Source organism: Algoriphagus locisalis (assembly GCF_900116615.1).
GTDB classification, from domain to species: Bacteria; Bacteroidota; Bacteroidia; order Cytophagales; family Cyclobacteriaceae; genus Algoriphagus; species Algoriphagus locisalis.
Genome location: NZ_FPBF01000002.1, coordinates 293,651 through 307,996, shown reverse-complemented (window position 1 = coordinate 307,996; position 14,346 = coordinate 293,651). Strand labels below are relative to the sequence as shown.

Sequence of the window (14,346 nt, the reverse complement as noted above, 5' to 3'; positions counted from 1 at the left end):
GATAAGACAAATTAATACGTGAGTCTCACTTCAAAGATGTAAATGATTCCTTTATTTTGGGAATTAATTCCTTCGAAAACGATGAATATCTCCATTTTATATACCCTCCTCAAAAAAAGTACTGGAGTCAGTACGGACACCCGAAAGATCGAAAAAGGAAATATCTTTTTTGCGCTGAAAGGCCCAAATTTCGATGCAAACGCATTTGCTCCTAAGGCTTTGGAAATGGGAGCATCTGTAGTGGTGATTGATGACATAAAGCATTTTGTGGAAGAAGATGAGCGATACTTTTTGGCAGAAGACGGACTGAAAATGCTTCAGGATTTGGCGAATTATCACCGGAAAACTTTAGAGATTCCAATTATAGGATTGACGGGTTCAAATGGTAAAACGACTACCAAAGAGTTGATGAAAGCTGTTTTGGTCAAGAAATTTAAAACTGCTGCAACCGTCGGAAATCTGAATAATCATATCGGTGTTCCGTTGACTTTATTGGCTATCAAGGATGATGATGAGATTGCCATCGTGGAGATGGGAGCCAACAAACCGGGCGATATTGCGGAGCTTTGTGAAATAGCGGAGCCAACTCACGGTGTGATTACAAATATTGGTCGAGCCCATCTCGAAGGAATGGGCGGGCCGGAAGGAGTGCTGAAGACCAAGACGGAATTGTTCCAGTTCTTGAGAGATAATGGAGGGAAGGTTTTTATCAATTCCCAGGATACTATTTTGTCAAATTTGGCCAAGAGATTTGATAAACCAGTTCTCTATCCTAACTCTGGTGATTTCTGCGAAGTGACTTTTCAGGAAGCAAATCCCTTTGTGAAATTCAGCGTTGAGGAGAATGGCACCGTATTTCTAAGTCACTTAATCGGAGCGTATAATTTTGGGAATATCGCTACTGCGCTGACGATTGGGAAGTTTTTTGGAGTGGAAATGGAAAAAGCAGTTGAGGCAATTGTAGCATATCAGCCTTCAAACATGCGCTCACAGTTAATGGAGAAGCGAAGCAATCTCATCATTTTGGATGCTTATAATGCTAATCCATCCAGTATGGAAGTTGCAATTCGCACCTTCGGTGAAATGACTGGGAAAAAGCATAAAATGCTGATCATCGGAGATATGTTTGAGTTGGGAGAGCATGCAGAAGCTGAGCATGCCCGACTAGGAGAAATTATCAGTGAATACCAGATAGAAAAAGTCTGCTTTACGGGTCAGTTAATCGCGGCTGCCTTGGCTAATTATCCTAAAGCATTGTATTTCCCTGATCCTTTTTCTTTCAGAAATTGGCTACAGGATAGCAATTTGGAAGATTACCTGATCTTGATCAAAGGAAGCCGAGGAATGAAGATGGAAGGTTTGGTGGATTTTATTTGAAGAGGGCGATTTTTTAATCTCTTTTTGAAATTGAATTTCCAGTTTTTGCCTATTGCTTTGGGAAAATTTTAAATTCTTTTTTAATCGTGCTTAGATTTTGATTCAAGTAATTCTCTCAAAAAGTTTTCAACCAATTCGGATAATGTTAGACCGCGTTCTTCAGCATATTTTTTTGCTTTTTCGGCTATAGCTTCGTTGATGTCTATGGTTAGTTTCGTTGTCATGACTTCTGGATTATTCGATTTAATTTAAGAAGTTTCCTCCAATGTTGAAATCAATTTTCATTCAATTAAGTTTATTCTCAAGTCAGCCTTTTGACGATTTTCAGATTTCTATAGTTTCAAAACACAAACCTAATGCGCCCATACTTACCTTTTCTAGCTGCCCTTGCCGAACATAACTCCAAAGAATGGATGGATGCCAATAAGAAATGGTATCAGGAAACCAGAGCTGAGTTTTTAGAAGATGTGGGAGTGATCCTCAAAGGAATTGGGGAATGGGAGCCTGCGATGCTGGCATTTCAACCGAAGGAATGCGTCTTCAGACAAAATCGGGATATTCGATTTTCTGCGAATAAGGCTCCATACAAATCGAATTTCGGAGCTTATTTTTCTCCGAAAGGTAAAAAGTCTGAAGAACCAGGCTATTATTTACAGATTCAGCCAGGCAATTCATTTATCGCTGGAGGAATTTGGATGCCGCAGGGAGATACGTTGAAAAAAATCAGGAAGGAAATTGATTACTCGGGATCTGAACTCGCAAAAATCGAAAACCAAAAGGAGTTCAAGTCGCTTTTCGGAGAAATTGAAGGGGAAAAACTCAAGACCAGCCCGCGGGATTACGAGGCTGATCATGAGTTTATAGAATATTTAAGATTAAAGAGTTTTACGGTGTCTTCCAAAATTGCTGACCGAGATATTGAATCAGGAAATTTTATCAACATCGCATTGGATGGTTTTAGGAAAATGATTCCATTACAGAAGTTTCTGACTCAGGCGATTGAAGATGTTGAAGATGGATCTGGGATATTGTAGAGTCAAGAGTCTAGAATCAAGATTTTAGAACTAAGAATCTAGATTTCAGGGCTAATTTCAAATTTCATATCCCGAATTTTTTCCAGCACAGCAGCTACACCATCTTCTTTATTATGATGGGTGATCTCCTTTGCTACAGCTTTCACTTCCATCCGGGCATTGTCAACCGCGACTCCCCAGCCTACGGACTGTAGTAAATCTATGTCGTTATAGTTGTCCCCGAAAGCAACGACTGATTCCATCCCAAAATCATAGGAATGCTCAAGGATTTTTCGAAGTCCGGTGGCTTTTGAAATGGCTTTTGGAGCAATTTCCAAATACGTTGCGCTGGATCTATACAAATGCAAATCAAGGGAATGCTCTGAGTGCAATTCTCCAAAAAGCCAGGCCATTTCATTGGACTCTCCCATGCACATTACTTTGTGGGCACCAGAATTATTCTTTGTCCAAAGATCTACGACTTCGTGACCAGGAAGCCAATCGCATTGAACTTTCGTGTTTTTTACCTCACGTTGTGACCAATAATCATCCTTTTCCTCATACCACTTTTCTCCCTGATATAAGCTCACATGAATATCAGTTTTCTGAGTTAAGAGAAGTATTTTGGCAACCAAATCAACCGGGATACTGACATCTTCGAGTACCTCTCCATCTGCACTGAGCACATAGCCGCCATTGTAGCAGATCAAAGGTTGCGGAAATCTATTCATGTCATGAAGCAAATGCCTCATCGCATCAGGCATGCGTGAACTTGCTAAAATCACGGGGAAATCCGCAGGTAAATCGCTCACCACAGCTTTGAGTCGAGGTGATAAATCGCGCGCTGCATTGAGTAGGGTACCGTCAATGTCAGAGCAGAAAGCTTTTATTTCCATTAATCGAAGTCGGACCAGTTGACATCATCAGCAAAATTGGCGAATACACCAAAGCCAATAACCGCTATAAAAATTATTACTAGAGCGAAAATGATAAGTTTGACTATCAATTCTGCTTTTGCCCAGTTCGCCTTATCTGGATCCGTGTTTTTATCTGTTGCCCACACGATGAGCATGATCAGGCCGATCAGAGGAAGACGTTTTACTAAGACTGCGATAATCCATTCACCCAGTGAGGTAGGCGGTTTTTTGTATTCCTTAGGTAATTCCATAATCAATAGGTTTAGTTAAAAATCGTTCGTATTAAACATGTACTCCTGCATGGCAACATTCTCCGGATTTTTAGGATCTGTTTGAATGAATTGTACTGTAATTTGTTGATATTCTTCAGCTTTTTCAAAATCTCGGAGGTAAAGTTCGGCGCATTTTCTAGCCAAAACTTCTGGCTGATTTCCCAAAACAAGTGGATCGCCATTTTCCAATTTCAGAAAAATCGTAGAAGTAGTGGAGTCATTTTCAGTTGATTTGCTGAGGTTGACATTCATTCCTTGGAAGTTGCCGAGCATTCTGATTTCCTCAGAAGGCATAAACCCTTTACCCATCATCGCTTCCATTCCTTTAAATGCGAATTTTGCAATGTTTTCAGGATTGCAGGAGCAGGAACTTAGGCTGGCTATAAAAAATGAAAGAATAATAATACTATTTCGCATGTTGATTTCCAGTTGGGTGGTATGTCATGCGAATTTAAACAATCTTAGGTAGATCTTTTTGAGAGGATTAAAATAGACCTCTTGTCTTCAGTTTAAAAAAAAACAAAAAGCCTCACATTCCTGCGAAGCTTTTGAAGTGGAGGATAACGGAGTCGAACCGATGACCTTCCCGAATGCTTTCGGGACGTGCTAACCGGCTGAGCTAATCCGCATGGTTTTCGGAAATGATCCATTTGATATATTTTCTTCTTTTTGATTTCTAATTGCCTTTTGAGTTCAGAAGTCCGATCGGGAAAGTATTCTGAATAGCTCAAAATCCAATTTGGAGCTCCGGATTTTGTAGATGGTGTTGAGCTGGAATTATGGTGTATTAAGCGTAAAGCCAAATTGTCTGTCGAGCCTGTGTAATACTTGTCAGTTTTGGGAGAATAAAGGATGTATACATAGTACATGCCCTGAAAATACAAAAAGCCTCACATTTCTGTGAAGCTTTCGTGGAGAATAACGGATTCGAACCGATGACCCCTACACTGCCAGTGTAGTGCTCTAGCCAACTGAGCTAATTCCCCATTAAATGATAAGTTTACCTAGATGACCTTCCCGACCAATGTCGGGACGCTCTAGCCAGCTGAGCTAATCCCCCTTTTGGGTTTGCAAATATAGACCTAGGTTTTTCCTGTGCAAAGGAAATATTACTCGGTTGAGTAATTAATTCGAGTCATGATACTTCGGCCAAGAGTGACTTCATCAGTAAATTCCAATTCTCCGCCCACAGGTATTCCACGTGCAATAGAACTAACTTGAATGCCTTTTTCTTTCAGCTTTTTTGCCAGATAGAAGGATGTAGTGTCGCCTTCCATCGTAGCGCTCAAGGCTAAAATCACCTCTTTGATAGGTTCACTTTGCGCAGCTTCTTCTACCCGAGACAGTAAAGAATCTATTTTCAATTCCTCGGGACCTATGCCTTGGATAGGGGAAATGACTCCGCCTAGCACATGATATTTCCCCTGAAACTGATTGGTGTTTTCGATTGCCAGTACATCCCGGATATCCTCTACCACGCAAATCACTGAACCATCACGACGATGACTCATACAAATGCTACACTCTTCCGCATCAGAAATATTATGGCAGGTTTTGCAATACTGGATTTCAGTACGCATACGGGTGATGGCCAACGCCAAGGCTTCAGTATTTGCCTCGTGTTGCTTGAGAAGATGAAGTGCTAGTCGAAGGGCAGTTTTCTTGCCGATTCCCGGAAGACGGGAAATCTCGGTGACTGCATCTTCTATCAGTTTGGAAGGAAAATTCAATTCTGGGTGGATTTAAACGATTGCGGCTTGGATTCCGGCATCTAATATAGCTTCACACATAGGTTTTAGCTCAGTAATGCTGCCTTTTTTTACCGCACATTTTCCTCTGTAGTGGATGGTGATCGTGCATTGCTCCGCTTGCTCAATGCTGTGCTTACAGACTTTCATCAAAATCTTGATCACATGATCGAATGTATTGAATTCGTCATTATAGACAATCAGGTCATTGGATTCAATATCTATCAAATCCTCCACCAGAACTTCTGATTCCTCGATGTATGGAAGTGGGTCGTTTGAATGATTCATTTTGCAAAATTAAGAATATTGGACAACTTAGCGAACCCACTTCAATACGATTTATGAATTCCCAACTAGTCCTCCTGGTAATCTGTTGTTATTTTTTACTGTTATTCCTTATTTCTTGGTTCACTTCCCGCAAAGTTTCTGCCGACACCTTCTTCACCGGTGACCGTCAGTCGCCTTGGTTTTTGGTTGCTTTTGGGATGATAGGAGCCTCTCTTTCAGGGGTTACATTTATTTCAGTCCCTGGGGAAGTCGGTAATTCTAACTTCTTTTACTTCCAAGTTGTTTTGGGATATACTCTTGGTTATTTCACAATTGCCAAGGTTCTGCTGCCGCTCTATTACCGCTTGAATCTCGTCTCGATCTATTCCTACCTAGATGATCGGTTTGGCTTTTGGTCGTATAAGACAGGTGCTTTTTTCTTTATTCTTTCGAGAACTTTAGGTTCTTCTATCCGGGTCTTTCTGGTAGCTAGCGTACTTCAGTTGATCCTATTTGATTCCTTAGGTATTCCATTTTGGGTTTCTGTATTGATTACGGTTGGGTTGATCTGGCTTTATACCCATCGTGGAGGTATCAAGACCGTGGTGTGGACAGATACTTTGCAGACATTCTTTATGCTTGCTGCTGTGATGGTTTGTGTTATTATGGTTGGAAATGAACTGAACTTCGATGGAGTTAGTGATTATTTCAAAGCTGTTTCCGGTGATCCACGGTCGCAGATTTTCAATTGGGATTGGAAAGCTGGTACCAATTTCTTCAAGCAGTTCATCTCAGGGGCATTTATCACCATCGCGATGACAGGCTTGGATCAGGATATGATGCAAAAGAATCTGACGTGTAAAAACATCGGCGATGCTCAGAAGAATATGTTTTGGTTTACAATCATTCTTGTTTTTGTGAATCTTCTGTTTCTTTCCTTAGGTGTTTTATTGTTTTTATATGCCGAAACTCAGGGAGTGCAGATTCCTATGAAAACAGATGAGTTATTTCCTCTTTTGGCTACAGAATACTTTTCGCCATTTGCAGGGATCATCTTTGTGTTGGGAATTACAGCAGCGGCCTACTCCAGTGCAGATTCTACACTGACTGCACTAACCACCTCATTTTGTATAGATTTTTTGGAGATAGAAAAAAGATGTCCTGCGGAAAAGCGGGTGTCCGTTCGCAAAAAAGTCCACATCGCCTTCACATTTGTGATGTTTTTGGTGATTATGGCTTTTCATGTGATCAATAATCAAAGTGTGATCAATTCTGTATTTGTGATTGCAGGATATACTTATGGTCCTTTGCTTGGACTATATGCTTTTGGATTATTTACCAAATGGCAAGTGAAAGATAAGTTCGTTCCTTACCTGGCAGTTTTTGCTCCAGTACTCACATTTGCCATTGCATCAAATTCTGAAAAACTTTTCTGGGGTTACAAATTTGGCTTCGAGGCCCTGATTCTGAATGGGTTGATTATGTTTATTGGTTTGTATTTGTTGAGGAGGAAATAATTACAAAGCCAACTCCACCTCTGGATTCCAGAACACCTTGTCGAAATTCTGGACTTTATCTTTCACTATTTTCACACCTTCCATTTCCAGCAATTCCTGCATTTTGGTAGGTGTTTCGAAATGGCCTTTTCCTGTCAACAGGCCTTGGCTGTTTACTACGCGGTGCGCGGGAACGTCGGTCATAGTATGTGCTGCATTCATGGCATATCCGACCATTCTTGCTCCGCTTTTTATGCCCAAATAATGCGCAATCGCACCATAATTGGTCACTCTACCACTTGGAATTAAACGAACGACTTGATACACCAAATCGAAATAATTAGGCTTTTCGGTTTTCATCGGACCAGTTGATAAGTTCTTGGTTGATAGCTTTTCTTACGCTGATTTCAGTAGCTTTTTCCCCAGACTTAATAGGGAATTGGTAGCGGATGATCATACTTTCAGGTTTTCTCTCGATCACATTCAGCTGCGCTCCTTCAACAAAAACCAACTCTGAAAATGGCCCCAAGGCTTTACTCAGTTGCTGCTCCAGGTCAATCAATTGTAACTTAGAGAAGAAAGGGATTTCAGAATCGAATATTACTTGATGTGCATTATTCTTGGAGTAATTTACCACTTCAGAAGTTAAGGCAAGCGTATTTGGAACAATTACAATTTCGCCTGTCTCTGTTTTGAGCACCATATTGATCAGCGTGATATCTCGTATAAACCCTACGTTTTTCCCAATCAGAATCTTATCACCGATTTCCAACTGATCTGAAAACATCATGATCAGGCCATTGACAATATTTGTAATGTAATCTTTTGTAAGCAAAGCGATGGCTGCTGCGACGATGGTGATACTAGTCAAGAATTCCAGTGGACGTACTCCAAAAGCAAGCATCAGGGTGATCAAAATGATCATGATATTGAGCAAAGTGGAAAGACGATCTATCCCAATCACAAAGTTGGGTTGTACTTTAGTTTCTTCGGTTTTTTGTAGGTAAAATCTCAGCGTAATAATTCTGGCCAAAGAGATGATTAGGTTTCCGCTCAATAGAAAAATAATCGCTCGGATGAGATTTGAAGCGATTATATGGGATTCAAAAAATGGACTAAACCAACTATTGGATTCAAATCCTACCATCAAAATCACCAACAGAATGAACTTTAAAAAAAAATTTCTCCTGCGTTTGTTTTCCTGATTCTTAATGATGCTTTTAAGTTGATTCATGCCTTTTCGAAAAATTAAGCCTAATTTTAACAAATATCAGAAAGAATTTTGGAGTAGTATGAGCAGAAATATCATTATCACAGGCGCAGGAGGAAATTTAGGTTCGGCCGTTGTTGAGAAGTTCAAGCGTGAAGGATATCATGTCATTGCGATTTTACAACCTGGAAAAAACCATGAGGTAGAGGAGGCCGATGACTCGTATGAGGTAGATGTGACTGATGAAAAAGCAGTTGCAGGATTTGTTAAAGAGTATTATCTGCAATACGGAGACGTAGATGCTTTGGCTTTCCTGGTTGGAGGATTTGCTATGGGAGGCATATCAGAAACGAGTCAGTCGGATTTGGAGAAAATGTTTACCCTGAATTTTTTCTCAGCTTTTCACTTAGTAAAAGGCTTTTTACCCCATATGAAGAAGCAGGAAAAAGGCACCTTTCTATTTGTAGGAGCAAGACCAGCACTTCAGTTGGAGGATGCAGGCAGTGCGTTGGCTTATGCTCTGAGTAAGAAATTAGTGATTACCCTTGCGGAAATAGTTGGAGAAGAAACCAAAAACACGCCGATTAGATCGCATGTATTTGTACCAAGTATTATCGATACTCCTCCTAATCGAGAATCTATGCCGGAAGCCGATTTTAGCAAATGGGTTCGGGCAGACGAGATCGCTGAGGCAATGCATTATGCTGTTAATACACATTCATTGAGAAATATGACATTTAAGCTTTATGGTGAAGTTTAATTTAACGCTCTAAAAATGAAATCAAGCATTGCGGAAAACCTCACACCCTGATATGATTATCAACCATGCTAAATTCTCCCGAAACGAGTTCGGGACAGACTATCTGACCTTTTGAAAGCAAATTATAAACAGATGAAATATCTATTAATCACATTATTCGCAGTTATGGTTATGTGTCCAGCTTATTCCCAGTCTGAAGAGGCTGCTGTGAAAGCTGTGATTGAAACTCTTTTTGATGGGATGCGTGCGAAAAATGCAGACCAGATTGGGGCAGTTTTTTCCGAAAATGCAATCATGCAGACCATAGAAACCACCGGAGAAACGGGTATAGTGAAGGCTGGGTCTGTGGCAGACTTTGTGAAGGGGATTGGTAATCTGCCCGTAGAGGCAAAATTAGATGAAAGGATTACCGATTACCAGATTAATATAGATGGACCCATGGCAACAGCATGGACTCCCTATGAATTTTATTTCAATGACAAATTCAGCCATTGTGGCGTGAATTCTTTTCAATTAGTAAAAATGGCCTCAGGCTGGAAAATAGTTTACATCATCGATACTCGCCGAAAAGACGGCTGCTCTTGATATTTTATGAATACGTTTAAAGAAAAAATTTACCAGACTGCGATCTCGCAGGTGAAGGAGAAAATCAACCTTTTGAAAACTGAGCGCAAAGCGATCAATGAAGGGATTTTAGAAGACACGAAAAGTAGTGCCGGGGATAAATTTGAAACTGGCAGAGAGACCATGTCTCGAGACTTGATGACAGTCGAGAATCAGCTTAAGCAAGCAACCTATGAATTTGATGAACTTTGTAGATTCCGGGCAATCAAAGAGCCATCACCTACAGTTCAGGAGGGTAGTTTAGTTCAAGTTGGGTCTGACCAATATTTGATTTCAATAAGCCTAGGACAAGTAACTGTCGATGGACAAAAACTCTTCATGCTGAGTAAAAGCTCTCCATTGGGTGAGATTTTAGTAGGACGGAAGAAAAGTGATCAAGTAGAATTTAGAGGCAGAAAACTCACGATCACAGAATTGCTATAGATCATCTCTAATCTTTCTTGGGGACAAAACTCATCAACTCGGTGGTACCATCGAGTAGGGTGAGTTTGTCTTTGCTTATTTTCAGATCTTTTACTTGGTTCATGGCTGAGATAAATTCTTCTTCCCCTCTTCCAGGGCACATTTTTTTTGTTATCGCTCCAGGATCAAGCAGAAGTCCGCTACCTTCCAGCATAAAGGTTCCAGAGAAATTATTGCATCCCGAAAACCCAGCAAGATTACCATCGTCAAGAAAATTAAGGGAAGGCAGTCCTCCGCTAAACTGATTTAAATCCAGGCCCTGGCCCTTAAGGGAAGAGAGTGCCCAGGCATTGCCAGTCAAAAGATTGAGAGGGTTAATAGCTTTTGTGCTACCACAGCTTACAAATATCAGGAATATTAGTCCAGACGACAGGTTTTTCAGATCTCTCATATAGGCAGGGTTTAGTACTCCATCAATTTAATGAATTTGCATCCAAATTCAATTTTGTCATATTGAAAGAAAGTGAATGATTCTATTTGATTTTCAGTTTTTGGGGAAATTCTTGTTTTATTTCCAATAGACTTTCAGTTTTTTTTGAAAATCTCCAATGGATTGTTTGGGTAATAAAAATTTTGGCAGTAAGATTGTCCTGTCAATTGTCCAGTTATGGTATTTGCAGTAAAAATCTCTTCAGACCTAGATCTACTTCCAGCTATGGAAACGAGAGCCTGCACCACTTTTTCTATGACGACATGGATTGGTACCACGATTACGGGTTAATCCCGTCGCAATTTATAAAGTACCCGCCCCCGAGGCCTTTTATAGGTCTATTTTAATTTCCCAGTAATTAATTCCAGAAGTATTATTTATTTATGAAAATCATCAAGTTCGGTGGCTCATCCGTAGCGAACCCAGAAAATATACAGCGAGTTTTTTCCATCATTAAGGAAACACTCAAAGAACATGAAACAGCCATCGTTTTTTCAGCTTTTGGTGGAGTAACGGAAAGCTTATTGAAGATAGCCCAATTGGCTAGAGAAGGAGATGAGGCATATCGTGAAGTCTTACAGGCTTTGGAAGAAAAGCATCTGACCATTGTTCGACAGCTGATCTCTGTACAGAGTCAGTCTACAGTGATGACTTTTGTTAAAGTTCGATTTAAAGAGCTTGAAGATCTCTTTCATGGAATCTACCTGATCAAGGAAAATTCTGTTCGTACGCTGGATTATGTGGCGAGTTTTGGAGAGAGATTGGCGGCATTTATCCTTGCAGAGTCCATGCAGGGACATGGGCTGAAAACTCAGTTTCTTGATGCACGCGAAGTTATCCGTACCAATGATCGATTTGGTCAGGCAAAAGTTGACTTTGATATCACCAATGCTGCCATCAAAAACTACTTTTCCAAGCATGATGGAATCAAAGTAATCACTGGTTTCATCGCATCTACTGAAAAAGGAGAAACTACTACGCTTGGTAGATCTGGGTCTGATTATACTGCGGCTATTTTCGCAGCAGCTTTGGATGCCGAATGTCTTGAAATTTGGACAGATGTTTCAGGAGTATTGACTTCCGATCCTAAGTTGGTTTATACTGCATTTACTATTCCTCAGCTGAGTTATAATGAGGCGATGGAGCTTTCGCATTTTGGTGCAAAAGTTATTTTCCCAGCGACTATGCAGCCTGCGATGCGCAATAGCATCCCTATTTATATTAAAAATACTTTCGAGCCTGAAAATCCAGGTACGCTAATAAACGGAGAGGTAAGTCCGGGTGCCTTGATCAAAGGGATAAGCTCTATTCCAAATGTATCTATTGTGACTGTGCAGGGCGCTGGAATGTTGGATTCTGCGGTGGGAACAAGCCGTGTATTCAAAGCTTTGGCAGAAGCAAGAGTGAATATTTTGCTGATCTCACAAGCTTCTTCAGAACACAGTATTTGCTTAGCAATCAAAACCCAAGAATCATATTTAGCAAAAGAAGCGGTGGAAAAGGAGTTTTTCTACGAAATCAAATCCGGAGAAATGGATGAGGTTGTCCTGCTGCATGATTTGGCTACTGTTGCCGTTGTTGGTGAAAATATGAAGCATAATCCAGGAGCATCGGGACGTATGTTCCGGGCTTTGGGGAGAAACAACATTAACGTAGGTGCAATTGCTCAGGGAAGTTCAGAGTTGAATATTTCAGCTGTGATTCCTCAGCCTGATTTGCAAAAGGCGTTGAATGCACTCCATGAGGCATTTTTCCTTTCAGAAAACAAAGTGCTTCACGTATTCTTGGTGGGTACAGGTCTGATCGGTCAGGCTTTGATCAAAATGATCGCAAACCAACAGCAAAAACTACGGGGTGACAATGAATTGGATATTCAGATTCACGGTCTTGCTAATAGCCGATATATGGCTTTTCACGAAGATGGTTTTGATCTTTCCAACCCCTACGAATTGAGTGATTCTGATGATAAAACCGACTTAGGCAAATTCATCAGAACCATGGAAGAGATGAACTTCTCCAATTCTGTATTTGTGGATTGTACCGCAAGTCAGGATGTGGCAGAGCTTTATTCTCAGATTTTGGAAGCTAAAGTTGCTATCGTAACTCCAAACAAAAAGGCCAATTCTGGTTCTATGGAGCAATATAGATCACTTAAGCGATTGGCGAAAAAACGTGGCGTTAAATTCCTGTATGAAACGAATGTGGCCGCTGGACTTCCTGTAATCAACACGCTCCAGGATTTGATGCTAAGTGGAGATAAGGTGATCCGTATCGAAGCGGTGCTTTCTGGATCGATGAATTACATTTTCTCCGAATTAGAAAAAGGTGATCCTTTCTCTGAGGTGGTGAAAAAAGCCAAGGAACTCGGCTTTACTGAGCCAGATCCTAGAGATGATTTGAGCGGAATGGATGTGGCGAGAAAGATTCTGATTTTGGGACGGGAAGCAGAGCAGGATTTGGAGTTTGATTCTATCGAGATTCAAAGCATGGTGCCTGAGGATTGTCAGAATTTAGGTACTGTTCCTGAGTTTTTTGAAGTGTTGAAAACACATGATAAAGACTTTGCTGAAATGCTAAAAACAGCTGAAGCAAAAGGAGAAAAACTTCGCTTTATGGCGACTTTGGAGAATGGCAAAGCCAAAGTTGGATTGAATTCTCTTCCACTTGCGCATCCATTCAGTGGACTTGGTGGATCTGATAATATGATTTTGTTGACAACTGATAGATACCGCGACAGACCAATGATCATCCGAGGTCCTGGAGCTGGGGCGGACGTGACTGCTGCAGGAGTATTTGCAGATGTGATTCGTATCGGTAACTACACTAGAGAATAATGCGCTCTGTCAAAGCATTTGCCCCTGCTACTGTCGCGAATGTGTCTTGCGGATTTGATATCCTCGGGTTCGCGATAGATGCGATGGGCGATACTGTTGAGCTGGTTCTGAAAGATGAGCCGGGATTGGTTGTTGTTTCCATAGATGGAGACGGCGGGAAGCTTCCTCTTGAAGCAGAGAAAAATACTTGCGCAGTGGCTATTCAAGCCATGTTGGATGAATTGGATTCCAAAGTCGGGATGAATATTTACCTGACCAAAGGTTTGCCTTTAGGCTCGGGAATGGGTTCAAGTGCCGCAAGTGCTGTGGCTGCTTTAGCTGCTGCAAACAGGCTTTTGGGTGATCCATTTGAGAAAAAAGATTTGTTGCCTTTTGCGATAGCTGCGGAGAAAGTAGCTTGTGGAGCTGGACATGCAGATAATGTTGCGCCTAGTTTGTTGGGTGGATTTGTTTTGGTCAGAGATTATCATCCTCTGGATGTGATCAAATTGCCAGTGCCTCAAGGTTTGTATTGCACCTTATTGCATCCACATTATGAACTGAAAACTGCGGATTCCAGATCTGTATTGAGAGATCAGATTCCCATGAAGCATGCGACTATACAATCTGGAAATGTGGCTGGGTTAATTGCGGGATTATATGAAAGTGATTTTGAACTCATTTCCAGATCTCTTCGTGATGTGATCGCAGAACCTTACAGAGCAGTTTTATTGCCAGGTTTTTATGAAGTCAGAGAAGCTTTGAAATCAGCTGGAGCTCTAGGAATGGGGATCTCAGGATCAGGCCCTACGCTTTTCGCACTTTCCCGAGGAAAGGAAACTGCCGAAGCTGTTGGTGAGGCAGGCAAAAAAATGTTTTCAAAAATTGGTCTTGAAGTAGATGTTTATTTCTCTGAAATCAACACCCAAGGCGCTTACATCGTCGAAGAAAAATAAG

At 41.0% G+C, this 14,346-nt stretch carries 18 protein-coding genes and 1 tRNA gene; 8 read left to right on the top strand and 11 right to left on the bottom strand.

Going from position 1 to position 14,346, the window contains the following annotated elements; translation table 11 throughout:
• Positions 1-81: 81 nt before the first annotated feature.
• Positions 82-1,377 (top strand): UDP-N-acetylmuramoyl-tripeptide--D-alanyl-D-alanine ligase, encoded by a 1,296-nt coding sequence (locus BM386_RS06270; RefSeq protein ID WP_091692218.1) that lies wholly within the window; start codon positions 82-84, stop codon positions 1,375-1,377.
• An 80-nt stretch (positions 1,378-1,457) separates the two neighbouring features.
• Here BM386_RS06270 and BM386_RS23595 read toward each other — a convergent pair whose 3' ends face one another.
• Entirely contained in the window at positions 1,458-1,601 is a 144-nt protein-coding gene (locus BM386_RS23595) for a DUF6364 family protein (RefSeq protein WP_170857048.1), read from the bottom strand.
• 132 nt (positions 1,602-1,733) lie between these two features.
• Between BM386_RS23595 and BM386_RS06265 the strand changes: the two genes are divergently transcribed.
• Positions 1,734-2,411 (top strand): DUF2461 domain-containing protein, encoded by a 678-nt coding sequence (locus BM386_RS06265; protein WP_091692217.1) that lies wholly within the window; start codon positions 1,734-1,736, stop codon positions 2,409-2,411.
• Between the two features lie 38 nt (positions 2,412-2,449).
• On the opposite strand, the gene BM386_RS06260 is transcribed toward BM386_RS06265, so the two are convergent.
• From BM386_RS06260 to BM386_RS06230, 7 genes are all read right to left on the bottom strand, one after another.
• Complete coding sequence (locus BM386_RS06260) at positions 2,450-3,286, bottom strand: Cof-type HAD-IIB family hydrolase (protein WP_091692216.1); 837 nt, start codon at positions 3,284-3,286, stop codon at positions 2,450-2,452.
• Positions 3,286-3,558: a hypothetical protein gene (locus BM386_RS06255; RefSeq protein ID WP_091692215.1), complete on the bottom strand. Its 273-nt coding sequence runs from the start codon at positions 3,556-3,558 to the stop codon at positions 3,286-3,288. The genes BM386_RS06260 and BM386_RS06255 overlap by 1 nt, the downstream gene beginning before the upstream one ends.
• A 15-nt stretch (positions 3,559-3,573) precedes the next feature.
• Complete coding sequence (locus tag BM386_RS06250; protein ID WP_091692214.1) at positions 3,574-3,996, bottom strand: hypothetical protein; 423 nt, start codon at positions 3,994-3,996, stop codon at positions 3,574-3,576.
• 92 nt (positions 3,997-4,088) lie between these two features.
• Positions 4,089-4,448 (bottom strand): GIY-YIG nuclease family protein, encoded by a 360-nt coding sequence (locus tag BM386_RS24110; RefSeq protein ID WP_091692213.1) that lies wholly within the window; start codon positions 4,446-4,448, stop codon positions 4,089-4,091.
• Positions 4,449-4,491: 43 nt separating this feature from the next.
• Positions 4,492-4,565, bottom strand: a tRNA-Ala gene (locus BM386_RS06240).
• Positions 4,566-4,688: 123 nt separating this feature from the next.
• Entirely contained in the window at positions 4,689-5,309 is a 621-nt protein-coding gene (recR, locus tag BM386_RS06235; RefSeq protein ID WP_091692212.1) for a recombination mediator RecR, read from the bottom strand.
• Positions 5,310-5,321: 12 nt separating this feature from the next.
• Positions 5,322-5,615, bottom strand: a complete 294-nt coding sequence (locus tag BM386_RS06230; protein ID WP_091692211.1) for an ATP-dependent Clp protease adaptor ClpS — start codon at positions 5,613-5,615, stop codon at positions 5,322-5,324.
• A gap of 53 nt (positions 5,616-5,668) precedes the next feature.
• On the opposite strand from BM386_RS06230, the gene BM386_RS06225 reads away from it, so the two are divergent.
• Positions 5,669-7,111, top strand: coding sequence for a sodium:solute symporter (locus BM386_RS06225; RefSeq protein WP_091692210.1), 1,443 nt, complete (start codon positions 5,669-5,671; stop codon positions 7,109-7,111).
• Here the strand turns inward: BM386_RS06225 and BM386_RS06220 are convergent, their stop codons facing one another.
• The gene (locus BM386_RS06220) at positions 7,112-7,450 is read right to left on the bottom strand and encodes an MGMT family protein (RefSeq protein ID WP_091692209.1); all 339 of its coding nucleotides are present in this window, start codon (positions 7,448-7,450) and stop codon (positions 7,112-7,114) included.
• Complete coding sequence (locus BM386_RS06215) at positions 7,431-8,324, bottom strand: mechanosensitive ion channel family protein (RefSeq protein ID WP_091692208.1); 894 nt, start codon at positions 8,322-8,324, stop codon at positions 7,431-7,433. Before BM386_RS06215 ends, BM386_RS06220 begins: the two co-directional genes overlap by 20 nt.
• Before the next feature lie 58 nt (positions 8,325-8,382).
• Between BM386_RS06215 and BM386_RS06210 the strand changes: the two genes are divergently transcribed.
• The 3 genes from BM386_RS06210 (at position 8,383) to BM386_RS06200 (ending at position 10,107) form a co-directional block, all read left to right on the top strand.
• On the top strand, positions 8,383-9,060 hold the full coding sequence (locus BM386_RS06210) for an SDR family NAD(P)-dependent oxidoreductase (RefSeq protein WP_091692847.1): 678 nt from the start codon (positions 8,383-8,385) through the stop codon (positions 9,058-9,060).
• Positions 9,061-9,192: 132 nt separating this feature from the next.
• Positions 9,193-9,645, top strand: coding sequence for a nuclear transport factor 2 family protein (locus BM386_RS06205; RefSeq protein WP_091692207.1), 453 nt, complete (start codon positions 9,193-9,195; stop codon positions 9,643-9,645).
• Positions 9,646-9,651: 6 nt separating this feature from the next.
• Positions 9,652-10,107 carry a hypothetical protein gene (locus BM386_RS06200; protein WP_091692206.1) on the top strand — a complete coding sequence of 152 codons (456 nt, stop codon included), beginning with the start codon at positions 9,652-9,654 and terminating at the stop codon, positions 10,105-10,107.
• Positions 10,108-10,114: 7 nt separating this feature from the next.
• Here the strand turns inward: BM386_RS06200 and BM386_RS06195 are convergent, their stop codons facing one another.
• Entirely contained in the window at positions 10,115-10,537 is a 423-nt protein-coding gene (locus tag BM386_RS06195; protein WP_091692205.1) for an META domain-containing protein, read from the bottom strand.
• A 422-nt stretch (positions 10,538-10,959) separates the two neighbouring features.
• Between BM386_RS06195 and thrA the strand changes: the two genes are divergently transcribed.
• Complete coding sequence (gene thrA, locus BM386_RS06185) at positions 10,960-13,410, top strand: bifunctional aspartate kinase/homoserine dehydrogenase I (protein ID WP_091692203.1); 2,451 nt, start codon at positions 10,960-10,962, stop codon at positions 13,408-13,410.
• Entirely contained in the window at positions 13,410-14,345 is a 936-nt protein-coding gene (locus BM386_RS06180; RefSeq protein WP_091692202.1) for a homoserine kinase, read from the top strand. Before thrA ends, BM386_RS06180 begins: the two co-directional genes overlap by 1 nt.
• Position 14,346: the final 1 nt, after the last annotated feature.

Excerpts from the sequence above, each read along its gene's own strand:
- BM386_RS23595 (WP_170857048.1), bottom strand. The coding sequence starts at position 1,601 with ATGACAACGAAACTAACCATAGACATCAACGAAGCTATAGCCGAAAAA.
- BM386_RS06270 (WP_091692218.1), top strand. The coding sequence starts at position 82 with ATGAATATCTCCATTTTATATACCCTCCTCAAAAAAAGTACTGGAGTC.
- BM386_RS06210 (WP_091692847.1), top strand. The coding sequence starts at position 8,383 with ATGAGCAGAAATATCATTATCACAGGCGCAGGAGGAAATTTAGGTTCG.
- BM386_RS06180 (WP_091692202.1), top strand. The coding sequence starts at position 13,410 with ATGCGCTCTGTCAAAGCATTTGCCCCTGCTACTGTCGCGAATGTGTCT.
- BM386_RS06205 (WP_091692207.1), top strand. The coding sequence starts at position 9,193 with ATGAAATATCTATTAATCACATTATTCGCAGTTATGGTTATGTGTCCA.
- BM386_RS06200 (WP_091692206.1), top strand. The coding sequence starts at position 9,652 with ATGAATACGTTTAAAGAAAAAATTTACCAGACTGCGATCTCGCAGGTG.
- BM386_RS06220 (WP_091692209.1), bottom strand. The coding sequence starts at position 7,450 with ATGAAAACCGAAAAGCCTAATTATTTCGATTTGGTGTATCAAGTCGTT.
- BM386_RS06250 (WP_091692214.1), bottom strand. The coding sequence starts at position 3,996 with ATGCGAAATAGTATTATTATTCTTTCATTTTTTATAGCCAGCCTAAGT.
- BM386_RS06255 (WP_091692215.1), bottom strand. The coding sequence starts at position 3,558 with ATGGAATTACCTAAGGAATACAAAAAACCGCCTACCTCACTGGGTGAA.
- BM386_RS24110 (WP_091692213.1), bottom strand. The coding sequence starts at position 4,448 with ATGTACTATGTATACATCCTTTATTCTCCCAAAACTGACAAGTATTAC.
- BM386_RS06260 (WP_091692216.1), bottom strand. The coding sequence starts at position 3,286 with ATGGAAATAAAAGCTTTCTGCTCTGACATTGACGGTACCCTACTCAAT.
- BM386_RS06265 (WP_091692217.1), top strand. The coding sequence starts at position 1,734 with ATGCGCCCATACTTACCTTTTCTAGCTGCCCTTGCCGAACATAACTCC.
- BM386_RS06230 (WP_091692211.1), bottom strand. The coding sequence starts at position 5,615 with ATGAATCATTCAAACGACCCACTTCCATACATCGAGGAATCAGAAGTT.
- thrA (WP_091692203.1), top strand. The coding sequence starts at position 10,960 with ATGAAAATCATCAAGTTCGGTGGCTCATCCGTAGCGAACCCAGAAAAT.
- BM386_RS06225 (WP_091692210.1), top strand. The coding sequence starts at position 5,669 with ATGAATTCCCAACTAGTCCTCCTGGTAATCTGTTGTTATTTTTTACTG.
- BM386_RS06215 (WP_091692208.1), bottom strand. The coding sequence starts at position 8,324 with ATGAATCAACTTAAAAGCATCATTAAGAATCAGGAAAACAAACGCAGG.
- BM386_RS06195 (WP_091692205.1), bottom strand. The coding sequence starts at position 10,537 with ATGAGAGATCTGAAAAACCTGTCGTCTGGACTAATATTCCTGATATTT.